Source organism: Stenotrophomonas maltophilia group sp. vghtpe118 (genome assembly GCF_052605195.1).
In genome coordinates this window covers 2,536,652-2,558,890 of record NZ_CP199672.1, presented here as the reverse complement: position 1 = coordinate 2,558,890, position 22,239 = coordinate 2,536,652, and the positions used below count along the sequence as shown (strand labels likewise).

The 22,239-nt window shown below is 68.9% G+C and carries 21 protein-coding genes; 8 read left to right on the top strand and 13 right to left on the bottom strand.

Going from position 1 to position 22,239, the window contains the following annotated elements:
• The first annotated feature begins 5 nt into the window (after positions 1-5).
• Complete coding sequence (locus ACUDTM_RS11705) at positions 6-275, top strand: hypothetical protein (RefSeq protein ID WP_005420179.1); 270 nt, start codon at positions 6-8, stop codon at positions 273-275.
• Positions 276-362: 87 nt separating this feature from the next.
• On the opposite strand, the gene ACUDTM_RS11700 is transcribed toward ACUDTM_RS11705, so the two are convergent.
• On the bottom strand, positions 363-1,226 hold the full coding sequence (locus ACUDTM_RS11700; protein ID WP_111008345.1) for a TolB family protein: 864 nt from the start codon (positions 1,224-1,226) through the stop codon (positions 363-365).
• Positions 1,227-1,275: 49 nt separating this feature from the next.
• On the opposite strand from ACUDTM_RS11700, the gene aroE reads away from it, so the two are divergent.
• The 3 genes from aroE to dinG all read left to right on the top strand — a co-directional run bounded on the left by aroE (position 1,276) and on the right by dinG (position 4,736).
• Positions 1,276-2,121, top strand: coding sequence for a shikimate dehydrogenase (gene aroE, locus ACUDTM_RS11695; protein WP_088497020.1), 846 nt, complete (start codon positions 1,276-1,278; stop codon positions 2,119-2,121).
• Positions 2,122-2,124: 3 nt separating this feature from the next.
• Positions 2,125-2,478: a hypothetical protein gene (locus ACUDTM_RS11690; RefSeq protein WP_049439388.1), complete on the top strand. Its 354-nt coding sequence runs from the start codon at positions 2,125-2,127 to the stop codon at positions 2,476-2,478.
• A gap of 155 nt (positions 2,479-2,633) precedes the next feature.
• Entirely contained in the window at positions 2,634-4,736 is a 2,103-nt protein-coding gene (gene dinG, locus ACUDTM_RS11685; RefSeq protein WP_353080473.1) for an ATP-dependent DNA helicase DinG, read from the top strand.
• Positions 4,737-4,793: 57 nt separating this feature from the next.
• Here the strand turns inward: dinG and ACUDTM_RS11680 are convergent, their stop codons facing one another.
• Together ACUDTM_RS11680 and ilvD are read right to left on the bottom strand one after the other, a co-directional pair.
• Positions 4,794-5,402 (bottom strand): hypothetical protein, encoded by a 609-nt coding sequence (locus ACUDTM_RS11680; protein ID WP_058979311.1) that lies wholly within the window; start codon positions 5,400-5,402, stop codon positions 4,794-4,796.
• 139 nt (positions 5,403-5,541) lie between these two features.
• Positions 5,542-7,380, bottom strand: coding sequence for a dihydroxy-acid dehydratase (ilvD, locus tag ACUDTM_RS11675; RefSeq protein WP_065177877.1), 1,839 nt, complete (start codon positions 7,378-7,380; stop codon positions 5,542-5,544).
• A 461-nt stretch (positions 7,381-7,841) separates the two neighbouring features.
• On the opposite strand from ilvD, the gene ACUDTM_RS11670 reads away from it, so the two are divergent.
• From ACUDTM_RS11670 to ACUDTM_RS11660, 3 genes are read left to right on the top strand one after another with little or no spacing between them, the layout of a single operon-like run.
• Entirely contained in the window at positions 7,842-8,414 is a 573-nt protein-coding gene (locus ACUDTM_RS11670) for a DUF1190 domain-containing protein (RefSeq protein ID WP_005420172.1), read from the top strand.
• Positions 8,415-8,421: 7 nt separating this feature from the next.
• Positions 8,422-9,600: a glutathionylspermidine synthase family protein gene (locus ACUDTM_RS11665; protein ID WP_445391333.1), complete on the top strand. Its 1,179-nt coding sequence runs from the start codon at positions 8,422-8,424 to the stop codon at positions 9,598-9,600.
• Complete coding sequence (locus ACUDTM_RS11660; protein ID WP_111201605.1) at positions 9,600-10,247, top strand: hypothetical protein; 648 nt, start codon at positions 9,600-9,602, stop codon at positions 10,245-10,247. Before ACUDTM_RS11665 ends, ACUDTM_RS11660 begins: the two co-directional genes overlap by 1 nt.
• 85 nt (positions 10,248-10,332) lie before the next feature.
• Here ACUDTM_RS11660 and ACUDTM_RS11655 read toward each other — a convergent pair whose 3' ends face one another.
• The 10 genes from ACUDTM_RS11655 to baeS all read right to left on the bottom strand — a co-directional run bounded on the left by ACUDTM_RS11655 (position 10,333) and on the right by baeS (position 20,902).
• On the bottom strand, positions 10,333-11,631 hold the full coding sequence (locus ACUDTM_RS11655; RefSeq protein WP_072168021.1) for a DUF58 domain-containing protein: 1,299 nt from the start codon (positions 11,629-11,631) through the stop codon (positions 10,333-10,335).
• Positions 11,628-12,614 carry an AAA family ATPase gene (locus ACUDTM_RS11650; RefSeq protein ID WP_072168020.1) on the bottom strand — a complete coding sequence of 329 codons (987 nt, stop codon included), beginning with the start codon at positions 12,612-12,614 and terminating at the stop codon, positions 11,628-11,630. Before ACUDTM_RS11650 ends, ACUDTM_RS11655 begins: the two co-directional genes overlap by 4 nt.
• A complete protein-coding gene (locus ACUDTM_RS11645) occupies positions 12,611-13,795 on the bottom strand; it encodes a DUF4350 domain-containing protein (protein ID WP_072168019.1) in 1,185 nt (394 codons plus the stop codon). Before ACUDTM_RS11645 ends, ACUDTM_RS11650 begins: the two co-directional genes overlap by 4 nt.
• Positions 13,792-15,408 (bottom strand): DUF4129 domain-containing protein, encoded by a 1,617-nt coding sequence (locus tag ACUDTM_RS11640; RefSeq protein WP_088497022.1) that lies wholly within the window; start codon positions 15,406-15,408, stop codon positions 13,792-13,794. The genes ACUDTM_RS11645 and ACUDTM_RS11640 overlap by 4 nt, the downstream gene beginning before the upstream one ends.
• A complete protein-coding gene (locus ACUDTM_RS11635) occupies positions 15,398-16,390 on the bottom strand; it encodes a stage II sporulation protein M (RefSeq protein ID WP_065177881.1) in 993 nt (330 codons plus the stop codon). Before ACUDTM_RS11635 ends, ACUDTM_RS11640 begins: the two co-directional genes overlap by 11 nt.
• Positions 16,387-17,076 carry an RDD family protein gene (locus tag ACUDTM_RS11630; protein WP_072168016.1) on the bottom strand — a complete coding sequence of 230 codons (690 nt, stop codon included), beginning with the start codon at positions 17,074-17,076 and terminating at the stop codon, positions 16,387-16,389. Before ACUDTM_RS11630 ends, ACUDTM_RS11635 begins: the two co-directional genes overlap by 4 nt.
• 124 nt (positions 17,077-17,200) lie before the next feature.
• Positions 17,201-17,731: a gamma carbonic anhydrase family protein gene (locus ACUDTM_RS11625; RefSeq protein WP_061479018.1), complete on the bottom strand. Its 531-nt coding sequence runs from the start codon at positions 17,729-17,731 to the stop codon at positions 17,201-17,203.
• A 140-nt stretch (positions 17,732-17,871) separates the two neighbouring features.
• Positions 17,872-18,693 carry a nucleotidyltransferase domain-containing protein gene (locus ACUDTM_RS11620; RefSeq protein WP_445391332.1) on the bottom strand — a complete coding sequence of 274 codons (822 nt, stop codon included), beginning with the start codon at positions 18,691-18,693 and terminating at the stop codon, positions 17,872-17,874.
• A gap of 131 nt (positions 18,694-18,824) precedes the next feature.
• On the bottom strand, positions 18,825-19,514 hold the full coding sequence (locus ACUDTM_RS11615; protein WP_072168014.1) for a response regulator: 690 nt from the start codon (positions 19,512-19,514) through the stop codon (positions 18,825-18,827).
• Entirely contained in the window at positions 19,511-20,902 is a 1,392-nt protein-coding gene (gene baeS, locus ACUDTM_RS11610; RefSeq protein ID WP_065196828.1) for a sensor histidine kinase efflux regulator BaeS, read from the bottom strand. The genes ACUDTM_RS11615 and baeS overlap by 4 nt, the downstream gene beginning before the upstream one ends.
• 128 nt (positions 20,903-21,030) lie before the next feature.
• Between baeS and smeA the strand changes: the two genes are divergently transcribed.
• The gene (smeA, locus tag ACUDTM_RS11605) at positions 21,031-22,227 is read left to right on the top strand and encodes a multidrug efflux RND transporter periplasmic adaptor subunit SmeA (protein WP_445391331.1); all 1,197 of its coding nucleotides are present in this window, start codon (positions 21,031-21,033) and stop codon (positions 22,225-22,227) included.
• Positions 22,228-22,239 lie beyond the last annotated feature (12 nt).

Below are 22,239 nucleotides of genomic sequence, written 5' to 3'. Positions count from 1 at the left end.
GCGCGATGGGACCCGAACTGGGATGGATGCAATGGCTGATCTGGGGTACCGGTGTCCTGGTGTTCGGTGCCATCATCGTCGGTGTCTTCATCGCTGCCTGGCGGGCGGGCAAGCGCCCGCCGGAGCAGCTTTCCGCCGCTCGCCACGTAGCCCGTGAGCAGGCCCTGCCGGACAGCGTGCAGGCCGAGCTGGCTGCGTTGAACCAGCGCAAGGACAACGGCCAGCTGAGCGAGATGGAGTACGAGCAGTTGCGCGCCAAGGTGCTGTCGCGCTGACGGGTGGGTGCCAACCTTGGTTGGCACTTTCCCGCATGCCAACCAAGGTTGGCATCTACCAAACGATCATCCACGCGCGGCGTGGATCTACCGCACGCACCCGGCCACCGCCGCCACCTTCGGCACCGCCAACCGGTACACGTCCACGCCACCGGCGCGCGGCGCCTTTGCCGCGCTGCTGGCCACCATCATCTCGCCGGGCCTGGCGTTGTCGATCACCGGCGCGCCGGTCCAGCCGCCGGCCTGGTTGAACGATAGTCCCAGCGGCTGCAGCGCCACACCGCTCCACGCACAGCCGCTGCTCCAGACCTGCGCGGTACTGCCGTGGCCGCGGCTGAACACCACGGCGCCGTCATGGCCCAGCCAGTCGCCGTCGGTCTCGTCGTCGGCGCTGTTCAGCGCGCTCAGTGCGGTGGCCGGGCCACGCACGCCCTGCGCATCCAGCGTCGCCACGAACAGGTCCCAGCCGGCGCCATGGCCCTGCTGGCGGGCAAACAACAGCTGCTTGCCATCCGCGCTCAGGGCCGGTCCGCGCTCTTCCCGGCGCCCGCCGTCACCGGCCAGCGGCTGCGCCGGGCCCAGCCGGCCATCGGAGGCCAGCGCAGCGCGGTACAGCGCCAGCGCGCCCTCGCGACCGGCCGCGAACAGCAGCCAGCGGCCGTCACGGCTGAAGTAGGGATCGCGGGCTTCACCGGCCACGCCGACCGGCAGTGCCTGTGCCTGCTGCCAACGACCGTCGACCACGCGTGCCTCCCACAGGCTCCAGCCGGCTTCGCCGCGGCGGGCGAACACGATGCGCTGGCCATCGGCGCTGATCGCGGCGCGGCCCTCGTCGGCGCGGGTCGAGACCACGCCCATGCCTTCGATGCCGTACTCGTTCAACGCCATCGCCACGGGGGCAGAGAGTAGACTGGCGGCAAGCACCAGCAGGGGCGGGGTGATGCGCATCATCCGGTTCCATGCACGAACAGAGCATCAGTCTAGCCAGCTTGAGGATTCCATGACCGACCGTTACGCCGTCTTCGGACACCCCGTCGCCCATTCGAAGTCGCCGCAGATCCATGCGACGTTCGGTCGCCAGGAAGGCATCGCCATCGACTATCGCGCGATCGACCTGGCCCCGGAGGCGTTCCTGGCCGGCCTGGAGGCCTTCGCTGCCGAGGGCGGTGTCGGCGCCAACGTCACCCTGCCACACAAGGAAGCCGCGTTCTCGGCATGCACCACGCTGACCGCACGTGCGCGCCGCGCCGGCTCGGTCAACACGCTGCTGCGCAAGGGCGACCGCTGGCACGGCGACACCACCGATGGCATCGGCCTGGTGCGCGACCTGACCGACCGCCACGGCCTGGACCTGCGTGGCCGCCGCGTGCTGATGATCGGCGCCGGTGGCTCGGCGCGCAGCGTCGCCCCGGCGCTGCTGGATGCCGGCATCACCGAACTGGTGGTGGTGAACCGCACACCGGAGCGCGCCGATGAACTGATCGACGCGATGGGCGAGCCGGGCCGCGCGATCAGCCGCTACTGGGAAGACCTGCGCGAGCTGGGCGACTTCGAACTGATCGTCAATGCCACCTCGGCCGGCCGCGACCGCGACGTCGAGTTCAAGCTGCCGCTGTCGCTGGTCAATTCGATGACCACTGCCGTCGACCTGAACTACGGCGAGGCCGCCATCGCCTTCCTGGCCTGGGCCCGTGCGGCGCAGTGCCGTAACACCGTCGACGGCTTGGGCATGCTGGTCGAGCAGGCTGCCGAGAGCTTCCTGCAGTGGCACGGCGTACGCCCGCAGACCGACGAGGTCTACCAGGCGCTGCGCCAGGGCCCGGCTGTGTTGGCCGGCGAGGACTGATCGATGGACGGCACGACCCTGATGGTGACCGTGCTGAGCATGGTCGGTGTGCGCCTGCCGGTGCTGATCGCGCTGTGCGTCGGCCTGGTCTGGGTGGTCGGCGCGCCGCGCGATGCCACCCGCACCGGCGCGCTGGTCGGCCTGCTGCTGTTGCTGTTGTCCAGCCTGGGCGGCCTGGCCGCGGGCCTCCTGCCGATGTGGCTGGTCAGCAGTGGCAACTTCAGCGCCATCTCGGGCATGAGCGCCATCTTCGGCGTACTGCACTTCGCGCTGGCGATGGTCGAGGCCATCGGCGTGGTGCTGCTGGTGTGGGCGCTGGTGCGCCTGCTGCGGCTGCGCGGCAACGCGGTGCAGTGACACCCCGGTGACGGCCCAGGGCCGTCGCCAGCAGCGTACGGTGTGTTCATCCAGCCGCCGGGCGTCGCCGCTGCCCCGTTCAGACAGCCAGCGGCGGCGGACATGGCCGGCCATGCGACAATGACCGGCCCGATCCAGCCACGGTAATTCCCGGCGTGACCGAAACCGTCGCCGCTCCGCGCACGCTCGATGACACCTTGAAGGACGCGATCCGCAAGGCGTACACGACGCTGCAGGCCAATACTCCCGGCTTCTCCACCCGCCGCTCGCAGAGCCAGATGATCGGCGTGGTGTCGCGCGCGCTGTCGAAGAGCGGCGGCGTTGGCGTGGTCGAGGCGCCGACCGGCGTCGGCAAGAGCCTGGGTTACCTCACCGCGGGCGTACCGATTGCGCTGGCCACCAGGAAGAAGCTGGTGATCAGCACCGGCACCGTGGCGCTGCAGTCGCAGCTGGTCGAGCGGGATATCCCGAATTTCCTCAAGGCCACCGGCCTGGAAGCAACCGTGGCGCTGGCCAAGGGCCGTACCCGCTACCTGTGCACGCGCAACGCGGCCGAAGCACAGGGCGAGGGCTCGCAGGGCGGCATGTTCGAGGAGGATGCACCACTGTTCGACCGGCCGCTGGCGCCGATCGAGATGGACATCGCCAAGCGCCTGACCGATGCCTTTACCGGCGGCAGCTGGGACGGCGATATCGACAATGCGCCGGAGACCATCAGCCCCGGCCTGCGCAGCCGCATCACCACGCCGGCTTCGGGCTGCGCCGGGCGCCGTTGTGCGTATTCGGCGCAGTGCGCGGTACTGCGTTCGCGCAACACCGTGCGCGATGCGCAGATCGTGGTCACCAACCACGCGCTGCTGCTGTCGGCGCTGTCGATCGGCGACAGCGACAATGGCCAGCCGTTGATCGCACCGCCGTCGGACATGCTGCTGGTGCTGGACGAAGGCCATCACATCGGCAACGTGGCGATCGACCAGGGCGCGGCCAGCCTGGCGCTGGACGAGATGGCCAAGCGCACCGGTCGCCTGCAGATCCTGATCGCCGGCGCCTACCGCGCGGTCGACAAGGATCGCCTCGGCAACCTGCTGCCGAACGAAGCGATCGAGGTGGCCAGCAACGTGGCCAAGCAGCTGCGCGCGTTCCGTGACCACATCGAGCGCGTGTGGATGCCGGCGCCAGCCGATGAGGAACCGATGTGGCGCGCCGCCAATGGACGCCTGCCCGAGGCCTGGCGCGAGCCGATCGAGGCGTTGGCTGACGATACCCGCAGCCTCTACAACTGGGCGCATGCCGCTACCGCGCAGGTGGCCAAGGGCAAGCCGGACGATGCCGCGCGCGAGCGCCTGCAGCGCAACCTGGGCATGGCGCTGGAAATGATCGAGCAACAGTACAACCTGTGGCAGGCGTGGCGCCGCGAGGACAAGGACGGCGCGCCGCCGATGGCGCGCTGGGTCACCGCCACCCGCGACGGCGACCTGGTGCTGCACGGCTCGCCGGTGTCGGCCGCGCACGTGCTGCGCAAGCTGCTGTGGGATGAAGTAGATTCGGTGGTGATGACCTCGGCGACGCTGACCGGCGGCGGCGATTTCCAGTCGCTGGCGATCGACAACGGCATCCCCGAAGAGGCCGAGATGGTCTCGCTGTCGTCGCCGTTCGACCTGCCCAACCAGGCCGAGCTGATCGTGCCGAAGTTTCCGGTCACCCCCGACGATCGCGAAGGCCATCCCCGCGAAGTGGCGCGCTACCTGGACACCGAGCTGGACTGGGCCAAGGGCTCGATGGTGCTGTTCACCTCACGCTGGAAGATGGAAAAGGTGGCCGGCCTGATGCCGGCCGCGCGGCGCAAGCAGGTGCTGGTGCAGGGCGAGATGTCCAAGACCCGCCTGATCGAAGAGCACCTGCGCCGCGTCGCTGCCGGCGAAGGCTCGGTACTGTTCGGCCTGAACTCGTTCGGCGAAGGCCTCGACCTGCCCGGCGAAGCCTGCACCACGGTGGTGATCACCCAGGTGCCGTTCGCGGTGCCGACCGACCCGCAGACCGCCACGCTCAGCGAATGGTTCGAAGGCCGCGGGCTCAATGCGTTCAACCTGATCGCCATTCCGCACGCGCTGCGCACGCTGACCCAGTTCGCCGGCCGCCTGATCCGCACCTCCACCGACACCGGCCGCGTGATCATCCTCGATTCGCGGCTGCTGACCCGCCGCTACGGCAAGCGCATCATCGACGCGCTGCCGCCGTTCAAGCGCGTGATCGGCTGAGACGGGGTCGGATCCCTTCCGAAGGAAGGGCTCTGACCCGACCACGCCCTCTGTCGCTCAATCGCCCTCCGGATTCCGGCAGGCCTGGTTGCCCATCGCATTGTGGTAATCGCGATCAAAGCAGCGCAGGAAGCCATCGAGCACGTCCAGGTTGGGCGGCCACGGCACATCCACCTTCTGCCCGCCGGCGGTCGTGAAATGATAACGCCCATCCTTCAGCGCCTTGGCAATCTGCTCCGGCGCAGGAATCGCAATCAACCTTGCTCGCGCTTTCTCCAGCGCCGCACGATCACGCTGCAGGAAGGCGATCGTGCCGTCCACGTAGGCGTTCCAGTAACCGGGGTCGGTGGCGGTGGGCTTGTAGGTGCGCTGCATCAGCGCCACCGCCTCCGGGTACTGGCCCGCCTCCGCACGCATCTGGCTTTCATGCCACAGAATCATGGTGTTGCCCGCAGCCTTGGGCAGCACAGCATAGGCGGCGAGCAGATCAGCGGCTTCACGGTGGCAGCCACGGTCGGCCAGCGTGCGCCAGCCACCTTCCAGGTCCTGATCGAACGCATCCGGTTCCATCGCCAGCATCGCTGCACGGTCGTAGCTGCAGTCGGGTGCTTTGGGTGGTTCTGCTGACGTGCCCATGGCAGCGGCCAGTGCAAAGAAAAGCAACATCCTCTCAACCTCCGTGTTGATGACCTCCTGGCCACCATAACGGATCACGACGGGTAGTGCCGGCCGCTGGCCGGCAACCTCAATGATGTGGGACGCGGCGTGCAGATGCCGGCCAGCGGCCGGCACTACCGGATCGGGATCAATCGCCGAGCAGGGCGGTGTTGCGTACGGCGCCCTTGTCGGCACTGGTGGCGAGCAGGGCGTAGGCCTTCAACGCGCTGGTGACCTTGCGCGGGCGCGGTGCGCGTGGCTTCCAGCCGCGTGCATCGGCCTCGCTGCGGCGCTGGACCAGCGTGGCCTCATCCAGCAGCAGGTCGATGCGGCGGGCCGGGATGTCGATGCGGATGCGGTCGCCATCTTCCACCAGGCCGATCGCGCCGCCACTGGCCGCTTCCGGCGAAACGTGGCCGATCGACAGCCCCGAGGTGCCACCGGAGAAGCGACCATCGGTGAGCAGCGCGCACTGCTTGCCCAGTCCCTTCGACTTCAGGTAGCTGGTCGGGTACAGCATCTCCTGCATGCCCGGGCCGCCCTTCGGCCCTTCGTAGCGGATCACCACCACCTCGCCCGGCTGCACCTCGTCGGCGAGGATGCCGGCGACGGCGGCGTCCTGGCTTTCGTAGACGCGTGCGGGGCCTTCGAACACATGGATCGATTCGTCCACGCCGGCGGTTTTCACCACGCAGCCATCGACGGCCAGATTGCCGCGCAGCACAGCCAGGCCACCTTCCAGCGAATACGCATGTTGCAGCGAGCGGATGCAGCCCTCGGCGCGGTCCAGGTCCAGCGCGGGCCAGCGCGTGGCCTGGCTGAAGGCCTCCTGGGTAGGGATGCCGGCCGGGCCGGCCTTGAAGAAGGTATGCAGGGTGTCGTTGTCACTGCGCACCACGTCCCAGCGTTCCAGCGCTTCGGCCAGGCTGGCGCTGTGCACGGTCGGCACTGTGGTATCGAGCAGGCCGGCGCGATCCAGTTCACCGAGGATGCCGAACACGCCGCCGGCGCGGTGCACGTCCTCGATGTGGTACTTCGGTGTGTTCGGCGCCACCTTGCACAGCTGGGGGACGCGTCGCGACAGCGCGTCGATGTGGGTCAGGTCGAAGTCGACCTCCGCTTCCTGCGCTGCGGCCAGCAGATGCAGGATGGTGTTGGTGGAGCCGCCCATGGCGATGTCCAGGGTCATCGCGTTGGCGAACGCGGCCTGGGTGGCGATCCCGCGCGGCAGCGCGCTCGGGTCTTCGCCGCCGTACCAGCGATGGCAGAGCTCGACGATCAGGCGGCCGGCGCGGCGGAACAGCGCCTCGCGGTCGGCATGGGTGGCCAGCGTAGTGCCGTTGCCGGGCAGCGACAGGCCCAGCGCTTCGGTCAGGCAGTTCATCGAGTTGGCGGTGAACATGCCCGAGCAGGAGCCGCAGGTGGGGCAGGCGCTGCGTTCAAAGGCCGCGACCTTCTCGTCGGAGGCGCTGTCATCGGCGGCCACCACCATCGCGTCGACCAGGTCCAGCTTGTGCTCGGACAGTTTTGTCTTGCCCGCTTCCATCGGCCCGCCGGAGACGAACACCACCGGGATGTCCAGGCGCAGCGCAGCCATCAGCATGCCGGGGGTGATCTTGTCGCAGTTGCTGATGCACACCAGCGCGTCGGCGCAGTGCGCGTTGACCATGTACTCCACGGCGTCGGCGATGATCTCGCGGCTGGGCAGCGAATACAGCATGCCGTCGTGGCCCATCGCGATGCCGTCGTCCACGGCGATGGTGTTGAATTCCTTGGCGACGCCACCGACCTGTTCGATTTCGCGCGCGACCAGCTGGCCGAGGTCCTTCAGGTGCACGTGGCCGGGCACGAACTGGGTGAAGGAGTTGGCGATGGCAATGATCGGCTTGTGGAAGTCGCCGTCCTTCATGCCGGTGGCACGCCACAGGGCGCGGGCGCCGGCCATGTTGCGGCCGGCGGTGGAGGTGCGGGAGCGGTATTCGGGCATGGCTGGCGGAACGGGCGGGCCGTACGACGTGGGGGTCAGCCGATCATGGCCAATTTTTTCGGTTGCTGCTGCAACCACCGGAGATGGTCCGGCCGGGCTGCGCCCGGCACCCGCAGAGGCAACGTCAACGTCAAAGGCGGGCATTCCGTGGGACAGCGGGGTGGGTCCGGTTGCGGGGGACGGCGCAAGTACATCCATGTAGCCTCGGTCGCGCCATCCATGGCGCTCACGCCCCCGCAACCGGACCCACCCCGCCTTCGACAGTTTGCTGCGATCTGTTGGGGCCGGCGCTCTGCCCTTGGTAGGTGTCGACCTTGGTCGACACGATGGATCCACGTCATGCGTGGCTGATGGGGAACGACGAAAATGAAATTCCGTTCATCTTTCCCACTTTGCCGATTCCGGTTGTTGGTGAGGATTTGGCATCATTGGGCATTGATCCGTATACAGGGCATGAGGCCATGAAACGTTCCCGCACCACCGCGCTGCTGCTGATGAGCGCTGCGCCGCTGCTGTTCACCGCCTGCCAGAAGGAGCCGGAGGTGAAGGTGCAGGAAGGCCTGTACACCTCGGTCGAGGCCTGCACCGAGGCCACCGGCGACCCGTCGTCGTGCCGCAATGCCTTCGCCGAAGCGCAGAAACAGGCCGCCGATGCGGCGCCGAAGTACGCCAGCAAGGAAGCCTGCGAGAAGGATTACAAGCCGGAGCAGTGCGTGCAGCAGCACACCTCGGCCGGCACCTCGTTCATCGGCCCGATGATGATGGGCTTCTTCATGTCGCAGATGCTGAGCAACCGCGGCGGCCTCGCCCCGCAGGCGCCGGCGTCGGCACCGGCTTACCAGGACAAGAACGCTGGCTGGGCGCGCCCGGCACCGGGCGGCACCGGTGGCCTGAACACCGCCAGCGGCATCGGTGCCGGCAAGGCCGGTCTGGCGCCGGTCACCAGCGAGCCGAACCGTGCGGTCACTGCCAGCCGTGGTGGCTTCGGCAACACCAGCGCACGCCGCAGCACCAGCGGCAGCTACGGCGGCTGATCGACCCATGCAGCGCATCCGGATTGCCGAGCGTGCCCAGTGGCGGGCACGCGCGGAGGAAGCGGGTTTCCGTTTCCATACCATCGATGGCCAGCCCTACTGGGATGAAAGCGCGTACTACGCGTTCACCCTGCGCCAGATCGAACAGGACATCGAAGACCCCAGTGCCGAGCTGCACCAGATGGCGCTGGATCTGGTCGGTGATGTCATCGGCAGCGAGCGGTTGATGGACCAGCTGGCGATTCCGTCGCATTACCGCGACTGGATCGTCGACAGCTGGCGCCAGCGCCAGCCGCACCTTTACGGCCGCCTGGACCTGGCCTACGACGGCACCGGTCCGGCCAAGCTGTACGAGCTGAACTACGACACGCCGACCTCGCTGTTCGAGGCCAGCTTCTTCCAGTGGCAGTGGCTGGAAGACCAGCGCAACGCCGGCCGCCTGCCGCAGCATGCCGACCAGTTCAATGCGATCCATGAGGCACTGGTCGAGCGCTTCGGCGAACTGGCCACGCAGCTGCCGCCGCCGCTGTACTTCAGCGCGGTGGGAAGCTCGGAAGAAGACCGTGGCACGGTCGAGTACCTGCGCGACTGCGCGTCGCAGGCCGGCCTGCATGGCCAGGCCATCGCGATCGAGGACATCGGCCTGTCCGAGGACGGCCGCTTCACCGCGCTGGATGATTCGGTGATCGGCACGCTGTTCAAGCTGTACCCGCTGGAAGACCTGATGGCCGAAGAGTTCGGCCGCGCGCTGCCCGGTTCGGGCGTGCAGTTGCTGGAACCGGCGTGGAAGGCAGTGCTGAGCAACAAGGGCATCCTGCCGTTGCTGTGGCAGCGCAACGTGGGCCATCCGAACCTGCTGGAGGCGCACTTCGATGACGGCAGCACGCTGGCCCCGGGCTGGGTGCGCAAGCCGCTGTTCTCGCGCGAAGGTGCCAACATCGAGATGCACCTGGCCGATGGCAGCACCCAGCGCAGCGACGGTCCCTATGACGGCCCGGCGATCATCCAGCGCGCCCATCCGCTGACCCGCTTCGAAGGTGGCTACCCGCTGATCGGCAGCTGGGTGGTGGGTGACCACGCCTGCGGCATCGGCATCCGCGAGGACGACAGCGCGATCACCCGCGACAGTGCGCGCTTCGTGCCGCACGCGATCGTCGACGAGGCGCCGACGCGGATCTACGTCTGATGACGGTGCGGCGTTGGCCTGGCCGGCATGGACGTGCCACGCCCGCGCCGGGCCGGCATTTCGATGACGGGCGCAGCCTGCAGGCCGTCGCGGACCGCGTCGCGGTGCGTTGCCACCGCTGCGATGCCCCCGGTTGGGTGATCGCCCGCTGGGAACCCTATCGATGGACCGCGCGTTTCCGCTGCACCGCTTGCAGCGCTGCATTGGACAGCGGCGACTGGGTGGGTGCAGTCCGCATTCTGGGCCGCCAGCCCTGTGGATTCTGCGGGCATCAGTGGCTGCATGTGTGTCGGCCGATTCCCGCCGGCATCCCCGCGCCTGCATCCTTCCCCGCCCGATGCGCACAGTGCGATCGCAGCACCGAGGTCACGGTGTTGACGCGTCCCCTGCGTGACGCCGAGCCTGCCGATCCGCATTTCGGTCTGCCGCTGCGCCTGGTCGAATCGACCCGCGCGGGCCTGCTGTGGGCCTACAACGCCGAACATCTGCAGGCACTGCACGAATACGCGGGCGCGACGCTGCGCGAGGGCCGCGGCCATCATCGATCCATGTTCTCGCGCCTGCCGCAGTGGATGAAGCTGGCCCGCAACCGGGTGCTGCTGCAGCGTGCGGTGGAGCGGTTGCAGCGGCGCTTGCTGCAGGGGTAGGTAGTGCCGGCCGCTGGCCGGCAGCCGAGCATGGGCTCGGCGCTACAGACAACCCGATTCGTGTAGAGCCGAGCCCGCGCTCGGCTCAGAGCCGCCCTTCGCGCTTCACCGCCAGGTAGCGCTCCACCAGCGCGCCGGGCAGGGCGTCGGCGGTGACGTCCAGCACCATCACCTTCTCGCTGCGCAGCGCTTCGTGCGCCTTCGCGCGCTGCTGCAGGTACAGCGCGGCGGCACCGGCCTGGGTGGCGTCTTCCAGTGTCTGCACTTCGCCCTCCAGCACGCCGTCCAGCTCGCGCTCGCGCAGGCTGGCCACGCACACCAGGTGGCGCCGCTGCAGCAGGCGCACCGCCGCCAGCAGGTCTTCGATGTCCTCATCGCGCACGTTGCTGACCAGCATCACCAGTGCTCGCCGGCGCTGGCGCAGCGACACCTCGGTGGCAGCGGCCAGGTAATCGGTGGCCACCGCGCGTGGCTGCAGGTCGTAGCTTGCGCGCAGCAGGTGCTCGACCGTGCCCATGCCGCGCTGCGGCGCGACCCAGCGGCGTTCGCCACCGGCAGCGAACAGGCCGGCGGCATCGCCCTGGCGCAGCGCCAGGTAGGCCACCACCAGCGAGGCATTCAAGGCATGGTCGAAGTGCGAGAGCCCGCCTTCGCTGGCCAGCATGCGCCGGCCACTGTCGAGCATCAGCAGCAACTGCTGGTTCTTCTCGTCCTGGTACTCGCGCGAGATCAGCTTGCGCGCACGCGCGGTGGCCTTCCAGTCCAGCTGGCGCAGGCTGTCGCCGACGCGATACTCGCGCATCTGGTGGAAGTCGGTGCCTTCACCACGGCGGCGCTTCACGTGTGCACCGACCAGCCGCGAGGCCTGGTCGGCACTGAACAACGCAAAGCGCGTGAGCGGGACGAAGTTCGGATAGACCCGCACGTCCAGTACGGGCGGCAGCGTGCGTTGCTGCCACCACAGGCGCCACGGCGAGCGCATGCGCAGGTGCACGCCTTCGAAGCGGAAGTGCCCGCGCTGCAGCGGCTGCAGGTGATAGTGCAGCGTGGAGGCGCTACCGGCCCGCAGGCGCACGCGCTGTGGCAGCGATTCCAGCGGCCAGCCGCCGGGGACCAGGTCGAACACCTGCACCGTCATCGCTTGCTCGGCCTGCAGCCGCAGCGCCGCCTCGCGGCGCACGCCCAGCGCCAGCGCTTCGGGCAGTTCGCGCTGTACCTGAGGCGACGGACGCCGCGATTGCCGCCACAGGTCGAACAGCGCAGGCAACGCGATGGCCGCCGCGGCCAGCGCCCAGCTCCAGCGCGGCAGCAACCCGCCCAGCACCAGGCCGCCCAGGGCGGCCCAGGCCAGCAGCAGCGCCAGCAGCAGCGGGGCAGGCCTCATCGGCGCGGTGCTTCCACCTTGGCCAACAGTGCGCCCAGCACGTCGTCGGCGTCCTGGCCTTCGATCTGCAGCTCCGGGGCCAGTGCAATGCGGTGGCGCAGCGCCGGGCGTGCGATGTCGCGCACGTCGTCGGGCGTGACGAAGTCACGGCCGGCCAGCACCGCCTGCGCACGCGAGGCACGCACCAGCGCGATGCTGCCGCGTGGGCCGGCGCCGACCGCGACGCCCGGCCACTGCCGGGTCGCCGCCACAATCCGCACCGCGTAGTCGATCACTTCGTCATCGACGGTGATCGCCGCGGTCGCACGTTGCAGTTCCAGCAGCTCGCCAGCCCCCAGTACACGCGGCACCTGGCTCAGGTCGAAGTCGCTGGCGGCACGGCCACTGGTGATCGCGGTCACCATGCGCTTCTCGTCCTCCAGTTGCGGGTAGTCGATCAGCACCTTCAGCAGGAAGCGGTCCAGCTGTGCCTCTGGCAGCGGGTAGGTGCCTTCCTGCTCCAGCGGGTTCTGCGTGGCCAGCGCCATGAACGGCGGCGCCAGGGTGAACGCCTTGCCTTCGATGGTCACCTGGCCTTCCTGCATCACTTCCAGCAGTGCCGACTGGGTCTTGGCCGGCGCACGGTTGATCTCGTCGGCCAACAGCAGGTTGGTGAACACCGGGCCACGGCGGATCCTGAAGCTCTCGCTCTTCGGGTCGTACACCGCATGGCCACTGACGTCGCTGGGCATCAGGTCGGGGGTGAACTGCACGCGGCCATAATCCAGCTCCAGCGCCTGCGCGAGTGCCCGCACCAGCAGGGTCTTGCCCAGCCCGGGCACGCCCTCGATCAGCACATGGCCACCGGCCAGCAGGGCCACCAGGATCTGGTCCAGTACATCGGCCTGGCCAATGAAGGCGTGGCCGACGGCATCGCGGATGGCATCGACGCGTTCGATCAGGCGGGCGTTGGCGGCCGCCGGCAGCTCGGGGACTTCGGTCATAGCAGGGATCTCATCTGGAGCAGCAAGCGGATGCGCTCGCGCAGGGCGGAGGAATCGTGCGGCGGAGGGGGCGTGAGCGCGCTGGCAACGCGGTCTTGCGGCCACTTCAGCAGTTCGGCGATGGCCTGTTCGCGGGGGGCGCCCTCCAGTGCTGCAGCCACCGGTGCGCGCAGGCGCAGGCGATGCAGGAACAGGGCGAGCACGGCGTGGTACAGGCGCGCGCCGTGGCCGAAGCGCAGCAGCAGCTCGCCGCTGGCCCGCACGTGTTCCAGCAGCGAGCGGCGTTCCAGCACCGGCGACGGCAGGCGGCTGCCGAAGCGTTGCGAACGGCCCCACAGCCAGCCCAGCAGGGCCAGCAGCAGCGGCGCCCACACCGGCCAGCCCTGGTAGAACAGGCGCGCCCACAGCGACGGCGGGCGGCTGGCGTAGACCAGCCAGAAAGTACCCTTGCCGTAGTTCGGATCGAGCAGATAACGGGTCAGGTCGCGGTGCGAGAGATCGTGCAGGCCGTCGCTGGCCTTGCCCGCAGCCGACGCCAGGCGTGCTGCCGGCGAATCCACCTCGCCGCGCATGAACTCCATGTCGGCCAGCACGCTCACCTTGCCCTGCCCGTGGCGCAGTCGCGCGAACACCAGGTTGCGCTCGTTGCCCCAACGCCGTTCGGCTTGTGTACGGGCGGCAAAGCCCAGCGTGAAGCGGCGACCACCGCAGAACTCCACATGGCTGGGATCGTCGATGACGTGGAACGGCTGGCAGTCGCTCTGCTGGTACAGGCTGTCCACGCCGAGCTGGTCCAGCAGCGGTCCCTGCGTACTGCTGGCGTCGTCCTCTGCGGGTGGCGGCGTACGAACCAGCAGATGGCCACCACCATCGACCCAGGCCAGCAGGGCCCTGGCCGCCGGTGCCGGCAGTTCGCTGCTGTCCTGTAGCAGCACCACCGTATCGCGCGGACCCAGCGCCATCTGCTGCAGGTCCAGCCGCGGCCGCGAGTGCACGTCGATGCCATCGGCGCGCAGTGCCTGGCCAAGCACGTACAGCGGGTTGTAGCCAGCTTCGCCCTGCGGCGGCAGCTGCACGGTCTCGGTCACCCGCTCATGCGTGCGCAGAAAGAGGATCGTCAGCGGTACGCCGAGCAGCACCAGCCCGCCCAGCAACAGCGACCAGAACAGGCGCGGGCTCATGCCAGCCACCGGTATTGCTGGCGCAGCGTGTCGGCCAGTGCATCGAAATCGGCGCGGCTGGGCAGGCGGCCACCGTAGGCGGCGTACTGCCACATGCGCACGATGCGCGCGAACAGGTCACGGTCGGTGGCATCGGGCATGCGCCGCGACGCGCGCAGGCATTGCGCTTCGGTGGCACCGGGCGGAAGCGCGATGCCGCTGCGCTCGCCCACGGTGCGTACGCTGGCGCGGTACAGCAGGGCCAGCGCCTGACGTGGCCGGCCCTGGTCCCACAGCAGGCCGGCCTGGGTGGCCACGTCCGGCGGCAGCACGACCGGCAACTCCACCTGTTCCACCACCACCTGTGGTGCAGCCTCGGCCTTGCGCCGGCCACTGCCGCGCAGCCACGGCAGCCACAGACGGGCGGTCAACAACAGCACCAGCAGCAGGACGCCCAGCAGGCCCCACAGGCCCCACTCGGCCAGGCGCGCCAGCCAGGCAATGCCGGCCTTGCGGTTGCTGCGCTCGCCCTTGCTGCTGCCGTCGCTCTGCAGCGTCTTGTCTTCCTTCTTTTTTTCCTCGGCCTGTTCGATCGGCTTCCAGCGCGTGACCTGGCGGGTCGGGCGCTGCAGCGGATCCTCATAGGCGCGGTTCACCGCCTGGCGGAAACCGGCGGTGTCCACCGGCGCCGCACCGAAGATCATCGTCGGCGTATTGGCCGGATCGTTGGCCGCAGTGGCGGGTTCTTCCGCACGGTCCTCGTCCTCTTTGGCACCGTCGGCCTGCTCAGCGACTGTCTGCGCGTCCTGCGCATGCACTGGCGCGGAGGCCAGCGGCAGGGCAAGGCACAGCAGCAGCGCCAGCGTCGATGCTGCCGGCAGCAGCCGCTCGCGCAGGCGGCGCAGGGCGATCTCCACATCCCACGCTTCCATCTGCGTACGCCGGTTCAAGTACAGGCCGAAGCCGGCGCCGACATAGAACGGTCCGATCAGCACCGATGCCAGCCAGCACGCCAGGTTGAAGCCCAGCTGCGCCCAGGCAGGCGTGTCCTGGCCGATCATGTCCCATGCGGCACGCCATGATTCGGACATCAGCTCCAGTGGCATGAACATGAACACCGCGCCGATCGCGCCGGACACCAGCACGCCTTCAAAGGCCATGCAGGCCACGGTCAGCACGACGGCGGCGCCCGCGGCACCGGCCGCCACGGCGCGGCGGCGTGCACCGCGCTGGGCCGGCGCGTTGCCTTCCAGCAGGTTCACCGGCAGGCACAGGCTGCGCAGCACGCTGAAGCGGCGCCAGCCCAGGTAGCCCCAGAAGCCTGCATTGCCCCAGCTGCGCTGCGCGCGCAGCGCTGCCAGCGCGCCCACCGGCTCACCGAAGATGCCGCGCGACAGCACGTACAGCGGTGCGCGCTCGAACAGCGGCTTGCACCACCACATCGCCAGCCAGGCCCAGCCGAACGCATCCAGCCACCAGCCCAACGCGTTGAAGATCACGAACAGCGGCGCACTGGCCAGCAGCCAGCTGCCCCATACCGCACGTGCGTGGCGGCGCGACAGGGCGCTGCCCAGCTCCATTGCTTCCCAGCCACTGCGCGCGCGCAGTACCACGTCCAGGCGGTCAATGCGCATTGCCGCCTCCGCGCCCGCCGCGCCACAGCCACAGCAGCACGCCGGCCCACAGCACGCCGGCCACGCTGAACTTGCCCCACGCCGGCACTTCGGCAATCGACGACCAGAACGCTTCGATGAACGCGGCCACCAGCAGCATGAACGCCACGCCCAGGCACAGCCGGGCCCCGATGCGGCCGCCTTCGACCAGGGCATCCAGGCGGCTGCGCCGGCCGGGGGCCAGCAGTTTCATGCCCAGCTGCAGGCCGGCACCGCCGGCGATCACGATCGCGGTCAGCTCGAACGCACCATGGCCTGCGACGAAGCGCCAGAACGGATCGCCATGGCCGATGTGCTGCAGGTGGCCGGCCACTGAACCGATGATCACGCCGTTGAACAGCAGCACCAGCAGCGTGCCCAGGCCGGCCAGCAGGCCACTGGCGAAGGTACGCAGGGCGATGCTGATGTTGTTCAGGATGTAGTGGCCGAACATCATCCAGTCCGTGCCGCTGTCACGCCCGAGGCGTTCGGCCGCTGGATCGTACATGCGCTCCATCTCGGCGATCTGGCGGTTGTCCATCACCATGTGGATCAGGTCCGGGTAGAGCTGCGCCAGCACGAAGCAGGCCACCGCCGGCAGCGCGAACATCGCCAGTGCCACCCACATGCTGCGCGCCTGGCTGCGCACCAGCAGCGGGAAGTCGGCCACCAGGAATTCAAGTGCACCGCGCCAGCGCGTCGGCGGCGTGCGGTACAGCACGCTGTGGCCCTGCTGCATCAACTGCTGCAGGCGCTGCACCAGCTGCGGGCTGTAGCCGCGCTCGCGGGCCAGTGCCAGCTGCTGGCATAGGCGCCGGTAGCGCTGCGGGAAGGCGGCGTCGTCCACTGCCAGCGCGCTGGCCTTGCGCCGCGTGCGGCGCGCAGCACCAGCACGCAGCAGCAGCCAGTGTTCCAGGTCCTGCCATTCCTGCTGGTAGCGGGCGACGAACTGTTCCTGCTTCATCGCCGCCCCAACAGCCAGTTGGCCATGGCATACAGGCGCAGTACGCCGACCTGGCCGTGGGTGCCGGTCAGCGGTTCGGCGATGCCGGCCAGTTCCTGCTGGCGGGCCGCCGACAGCCGTGGCGCGCGCTCGGCGAAGGCCATCAGCGCGGCCTGCTCTTCCGGTCGCAGCGGCTGCGGCGGGGCCAGCACGCTGTCGATGGTGGGCGGAGGCGGCAGGTACAGCGCGGGCGCATGCACCACCACGGTGCCGGCCACCAGATCGCCCAGGCGACGGCCATGGGGATCGAACAGGCTGCTGATCAGGCCCAGTGCATAGCCGAACGGCAGCATGTCCACGGTGCGCAGCAGGTTGCGGGTGATGGCAGCCATCCAGCCTACCGGCGCGCCATCGCGCGCAAGCACGCGCAGGCCCAGCGCGCGCTTGCCGAGGGTACGGCCCCACAGCGCTTCGCAGACGATCGGGTAGGCCCAGTACACCAGGAACATCAGCACCAGGCCGAGCCCGGAGCCGAACGAATCCAGCAGTGCCAGTGGAATCGACATCACCACCAGTACCGCGATGCGCACGCCCAGATCCACCAGCCACGCCATCGCCCGTGGCACCGGGCCGGCTGCCGGCAGCTGCAGCGGCACACCCTCCGGCGTCACCACCTCGCGGTAGGTATCGAGCATCGGTGCGGCCATCAGTGCGATAGCCTTCGTTGTGGGCGCCGGAGTCCTCTCCGGCAGGCAGCCACAGGCATGGGGGGTCTCGACAGGTCCTGGTCGGGCCCAGACTTTAGCAGAGCCGCATGGCGGCGTTGGCTGCTCAGCCCAGGTATTCGTCCTTCAGCCGCACGTAGTGGTCGGCCGAGTAGTGCAGCGACTCGATCTCCTTGTCGCTCAGCGTGCGCGCCGGGCGGGCCGGATTGCCCACCCACAGCTCGCCTTCGCCGACCACCTTGCCCGGGCCGACCACCGCACCGGCGCCGACGAAGCCATGGCGCTCGACGCGCGCACCGTCGAGGATGCAGGCGCCCATGCCGATCAGGCTGTAGTCGCCGATCGTGCAGGCATGGATGATGCAGCCGTGGCCGACGGTCACGCCTTCGCCGATCAGGGTCGGGTAGCCGGCCTTGTTGTAGGGGCTGTGGTGGCTGACGTGGATGATGGTGCCATCCTGCACGTTGGTGCGCGCGCCGATGCGCACGTGATTGACATCACCGCGGATGACCGTGCCCGGCCACACCGATACGTCCTCGGCCAGCTCCACGTCACCGATGACGGTGCAGGCAGGATCGATATACACGCGCTCGCCGAGGACGGGCATCTTGTCGCGGAAGGGGCGCAGCGGGTTCATCGGTGTCTCCGGAAATCAGGGCGTTCGCGACGATGATACCCGTGTGGTAGTGCCGGCCGCTGGCCGGCAACCACGGAAATCCAGGCGTGCCGCGCGGTTGCCGGCCAGCGGCCGGCACGACCGGAAGCAGCTGCGGCTCTTCATGCCGGCGCGTGCTTGGCCAGCACCTGCCGGAACAGCTCATCCAGCCACGCCGCATCACCGTGTCCAACGGGCAGCTGTGGCGCCTGCGCAGTCCGGGTGGCCAGCTCACGATCGATGAAATCGCTGATCGCCGCGATGCGTGGTCCGGCATTGACCTCGGCACTGGCGCGTTTCACTACCAGCAGGGCATCGATGGCTTCACGCACCGGGCCATGTGGCAGCAGTCGATCCAGCAGATCCTCGAAGGCCATCGGCGGAGGTGTCTGCTCGTGCTCGATCCACTGGCAGGCCAGCAGTGGGCGCAGCACGTACAGGTACTTCTTGGTGCGTACCATCTCGCCACGCAGGTACCCGCGATGGTTCGAGCGTGCCATGCTGAAGTAGTGCCACCACGTTCCCAGCGGCGAATAGAAGGACTTTGCGGCCTCCCACAGCTGCGCCACGGCGGCGTCGTCCTGCCGGTACACGATCGGCGAACGCAGCCATTCGATCAGTGTCGGATTGGATTTTGAGACCAGCCGCAGTGCCTTGCGCAGGTCCCAGCCGCTGACGTCGAGCTCATCGTCGATCGGCAGTTCGATCACATTGCGCTGCGCTTCGCCGGGACCGGTGCTCTCGTTGACGCTGAGATACCACGGCTGGCGATGCGCGTAGATGAAGCGTGCGTCGTAGTCGCTGTCCGGGGAGGAAAAGCCCCAGCCACGGCTACCCGACTCGCAGGCCAGCAGCACGCGTACGTCGTAGCGCTGTTCGATGTCGGCCAGGGTGGAAAGGATGGCGGCGCGCTTGTCCGGCGCGATCGGATGAATGTCGTCCATGCAGTCGTGTTCGTAATGTCGAGCGTGCTCGACTGTAACGCAGGTGCGCACGGGTAGTGCCGGCCGCTGGATGGCAACCACGGAAATCCAGGCGTGCCACGAGGCTGCCGGCCAGCGGCCGGCACTACCGGCTAGGGTTCGTAGCTGTAGCCCATGCCATACACCGAACGGATCGGTTCGCCTTCCATGCCGGCGTCGGCCAGCTTGCGGCGCAGGTTGCGCACGTGGCTGTCGACGGTGCGGTCGACCACCACGCGATGGTCCAGATAGAGGCGGTCGAGCAGCTCGTCGCGCGCCCAGATCCGGCCCGGCGTGGCCAGCAGCGTGCGCAGCAGGCGGTATTCGACCGGGGTCAGGTCCAGGCCCTTGCCGTTCCAGGTGGCGCGGGCTGCCGGTTCGTCGATATGCAGCCCGCTGTTGGCCCGCGCAGCGGGGTCCGGGCGGTAGCGACGCAGCACCGCCATCACCCGTGCGACCACTTCGCGAGGACTGAACGGCTTGCAGATGTAGTCGTCGGCACCGACTTCCAGGCCCAGCAGGCGGTCGATCTCTTCCACCCGTGCGGTGACCATGATCACCGGCACATCGCTGCTGGCGCGCAGTTCGCGGCACAGGTCCACGCCATCGCGCTGCGGCAGCATCAGGTCCAGCAGCACCAGGTCGGGCTGGTAGCGCGCGAATGCGTCGATCACCTGGCCGCCATCGTCCACCCATTCGCTGGTCATCCCGGCGGCGGCCAGGTAGTCGCGCAGCACCGAGGCCAGGCGTGGCTCATCCTCGACGATCAGGATCTTCGCGGACGCGGCGGGGGACGGGCTCATGCAGGCTCCGGCAGGGTAATGACCACGCGCAGCCCGCCCAGCGGCGAGGGCTCGGCGTGGATGAGGCCGTGGTGGGCGAGGATGATGTTGTGGCTGATGGCCAGGCCCAGCCCGCTGCCGCCGCTGGCCCGGTTGCGCGAGCTCTCCACCCGGTAGAAGCGCTCGAACAGAAGCGCGCACTTGTCGGCCGGCACGCCTGGCGCGGTGTCTTCCACGATCAGCTGCACACCGGCAGGCACGCGCGCTGCCTGCACGCGTACGCGGCCCCCGGCGTGGGTGTAGCGCAATGCGTTCTCCAGCAGGTTGGCCAGCACCTGCTGCAGGCGCCGTTCGTCACCGGATACCTGCAGCGGTGTGGCGGGCAGGTCCTCCTCCAGCGCCAGCCCCGCCGTGGAGAAGCGCACGCGCATGCCATTGAGCTCGCTGCGCAGCAGCGCCGCCAGGTCCAGCGGCGCGAAGCGGTAGGCCAGGCCGCCGGACTGGGTCATCGACAGGTCGTGCAGGTCGTCGATCAACTTGCCCAGTTGGCGGATCTCGCCCTGCAGGGCACCGAGGTTGGCGCGGTCCAGCGGGCGGATGCCGTCCTCGATGGCTTCCAGTTCGGCACGAACCACCGCCAGCGGCGTGCGCAGTTCGTGCGAGATGTCGGCGATGAAGGCACGGCGGTTGCGCTCGGTGTCGTCCAGCGCCTGCGCCATCCGGTTGAAGTCGTTGACCAGTGCATCCAGCTCGTCATCGCTGGTGCGCTCGATGCGGGTGGCGTAGTCACCGGCGGCGAGCCGGTGGGTGGCCGCCGCCAGTTTGGCCAGGCGCTGGCGCAGCGCGCGCGATACCAGCCAGGCCAGCAGTACCGTCACCAGCAGCAGCGCGATGCCGATCACCCACCACGCGCGCATCTGGGTGTTGTAGAAGTTCAGGTCGTTGGTGGCGATGACGGTCTGGAACGGCACCATGCCCAGCCAGCCGACCGTGTGCCCGTCCACCTGCACGGCGTGCGGCTCGTCGTCGCTGGTGGCGTCCGGGTTGCCGGCCACGAACCGATGCTGTGCATCGAACAGGCCCAGGCGGGAGGGAACGCCGGTCTGGTCGGACAGCGGTGGCACGGGCCCCTCGTGCCCATGGGCCAGATCCGGGCGCAGCAGCCGCGCCCAGCGGTCACTGTCGCCGCGCAGATGCTCCCAGCCGCCGTGTGCGCTGTACTCGCGCTGCAGGTGCGGCATCACGCGCTGCATGCGCAGATCGCCCTGGTCATTGAGGTAGTCCAGGAAGCCGGTCTGGAACGCCACTCGGCTGGCAATGCCGTTCACTGCCAGCACCAGCAGGCAGGCGGTGAAGATCGCGAGGAAGGTCTTCGCGGTCAGGCCGAATTTGAGTCGAATCTTCGCCATCGCGTGGCCATTAGCGGCGCATGCGGCGCCGAAAGCAAGCGCCCGCTGAGCCGGTCGCACAATCTCCATATTCTCTGCACAGTTCCACGGCAGCGTGCACGGGTCAACGCAAGGCCCCCACGCCCCCCATGTCACTCCTGCACCCGCTGTCCCGTTCTCCCCGTCCGCTGTTGCTGCCCCTGCTGCTGGCCCTGGCGGCCTGCTCGGCGGGCAGGGCCGAGGCCCCGGCCACCCCTGAAGTGGGCGTCATCACTGCCAGCGCACAGCCGCTGGCCCTGCAGCAGACCCTGCCCGGTCGCGCCGTACCGTTCGAGGTGTCCGAGGTGCGCCCGCAGGTCGGTGGGTTGATCCGCCAGCGGTTGTTCACCGAAGGCCAGCAGGTCAAGGCCGGCCAGCTGCTTTACCAGATCGATCCGGCGCCGTACCAGGCCGCCTTCGATACCGCGCGTGGCCAGCTGGCGCAGGCCGAGGCCACTGTGTTGTCGGCGCAGCCGAAGGCCGAGCGCACCCGCACGCTGCTGGGCATGGATGCGGCGAGCAAGCAGGACGCCGACGACGCCACCTCGGCGCTGAAGCAGGCCCAGGCCAATGTGATCGCCGCGCGCGCTGCGCTGCAGGCGGCCCGCATCAACCTCGACTACACCCGGGTGACCGCCCCCATCGACGGCCGCATCGGCACCTCCAGCGTGACCGCTGGCGCGCTGGTCGCCGCCGGCCAGGACGCGGCGCTGGCGACCATCCAGCGGTTGGACCCGGTCTATCTGGATGTCACCCAGTCCAGCACGCAGATGCTGGCGCTGCGCAAGCAGCTCGATGCCGGCCTGGTGAAAGCCATCGACGGCAAGGCACAGGTGAAGGTGCTGCTGGAGGACGGCAGCACCTATGCGCATGAAGGCACCCTGGAGTTCGTCGGCAGCGCAGTCGACCCGGGCACCGGCAACGTGGTGCTGCGCGCGGTCATTCCGAACCCGGAGGGCCTGCTGCTGCCGGGCATGTACCTGAAGGCGGTGCTGCCGATGGCCACCGATGCGCGTGCCCTGCTGGTGCCGCAGAAGGCGGTGCTGCGCAATGAACGTGGCGAGCCGCTGCTGCGCCTGCTCGACGCAAAGGATCGCGTGGTCGAGCGCCGGGTCAGCACCGGCCAGGTAGTGGGCAACCAGTGGCAGATCACGCAGGGGCTGAAGGCTGGCGAACGGGTGATCGTCAGCAACGGCAGCGCGGTAGCGCTTGGCCAGCAGGTGCAGGCGGTGGCGGCCACCACCGCGCAGCTGGCCGCAATGCCGGCGATCGACCCGACCGGCAACACCGACGAAACGTCGCACTGAGGCCTGCCGCGC

What these genes read in the sequence shown, in the direction of transcription:
- ACUDTM_RS11705 (WP_005420179.1), top strand. Translation starts at nt 6, where the DNA reads ATGGGACCCGAACTGGGATGGATGCAATGGCTGATCTGGGGTACCGGT.
- ACUDTM_RS11700 (WP_111008345.1), bottom strand. Translation starts at nt 1,226, where the DNA reads ATGATGCGCATCACCCCGCCCCTGCTGGTGCTTGCCGCCAGTCTACTC.
- aroE (WP_088497020.1), top strand. Translation starts at nt 1,276, where the DNA reads ATGACCGACCGTTACGCCGTCTTCGGACACCCCGTCGCCCATTCGAAG.
- ACUDTM_RS11690 (WP_049439388.1), top strand. Translation starts at nt 2,125, where the DNA reads ATGGACGGCACGACCCTGATGGTGACCGTGCTGAGCATGGTCGGTGTG.
- ACUDTM_RS11680 (WP_058979311.1), bottom strand. Translation starts at nt 5,402, where the DNA reads ATGTTGCTTTTCTTTGCACTGGCCGCTGCCATGGGCACGTCAGCAGAA.
- ilvD (WP_065177877.1), bottom strand. Translation starts at nt 7,380, where the DNA reads ATGCCCGAATACCGCTCCCGCACCTCCACCGCCGGCCGCAACATGGCC.
- ACUDTM_RS11670 (WP_005420172.1), top strand. Translation starts at nt 7,842, where the DNA reads ATGAAACGTTCCCGCACCACCGCGCTGCTGCTGATGAGCGCTGCGCCG.
- ACUDTM_RS11665 (WP_445391333.1), top strand. Translation starts at nt 8,422, where the DNA reads ATGCAGCGCATCCGGATTGCCGAGCGTGCCCAGTGGCGGGCACGCGCG.
- ACUDTM_RS11660 (WP_111201605.1), top strand. Translation starts at nt 9,600, where the DNA reads ATGACGGTGCGGCGTTGGCCTGGCCGGCATGGACGTGCCACGCCCGCG.
- ACUDTM_RS11655 (WP_072168021.1), bottom strand. Translation starts at nt 11,631, where the DNA reads ATGAGGCCTGCCCCGCTGCTGCTGGCGCTGCTGCTGGCCTGGGCCGCC.
- ACUDTM_RS11650 (WP_072168020.1), bottom strand. Translation starts at nt 12,614, where the DNA reads ATGACCGAAGTCCCCGAGCTGCCGGCGGCCGCCAACGCCCGCCTGATC.
- ACUDTM_RS11645 (WP_072168019.1), bottom strand. Translation starts at nt 13,795, where the DNA reads ATGAGCCCGCGCCTGTTCTGGTCGCTGTTGCTGGGCGGGCTGGTGCTG.
- ACUDTM_RS11640 (WP_088497022.1), bottom strand. Translation starts at nt 15,408, where the DNA reads ATGCGCATTGACCGCCTGGACGTGGTACTGCGCGCGCGCAGTGGCTGG.
- ACUDTM_RS11635 (WP_065177881.1), bottom strand. Translation starts at nt 16,390, where the DNA reads ATGAAGCAGGAACAGTTCGTCGCCCGCTACCAGCAGGAATGGCAGGAC.
- ACUDTM_RS11630 (WP_072168016.1), bottom strand. Translation starts at nt 17,076, where the DNA reads ATGGCCGCACCGATGCTCGATACCTACCGCGAGGTGGTGACGCCGGAG.
- ACUDTM_RS11625 (WP_061479018.1), bottom strand. Translation starts at nt 17,731, where the DNA reads ATGAACCCGCTGCGCCCCTTCCGCGACAAGATGCCCGTCCTCGGCGAG.
- ACUDTM_RS11620 (WP_445391332.1), bottom strand. Translation starts at nt 18,693, where the DNA reads ATGGACGACATTCATCCGATCGCGCCGGACAAGCGCGCCGCCATCCTT.
- ACUDTM_RS11615 (WP_072168014.1), bottom strand. Translation starts at nt 19,514, where the DNA reads ATGAGCCCGTCCCCCGCCGCGTCCGCGAAGATCCTGATCGTCGAGGAT.
- baeS (WP_065196828.1), bottom strand. Translation starts at nt 20,902, where the DNA reads ATGGCGAAGATTCGACTCAAATTCGGCCTGACCGCGAAGACCTTCCTC.
- smeA (WP_445391331.1), top strand. Translation starts at nt 21,031, where the DNA reads ATGTCACTCCTGCACCCGCTGTCCCGTTCTCCCCGTCCGCTGTTGCTG.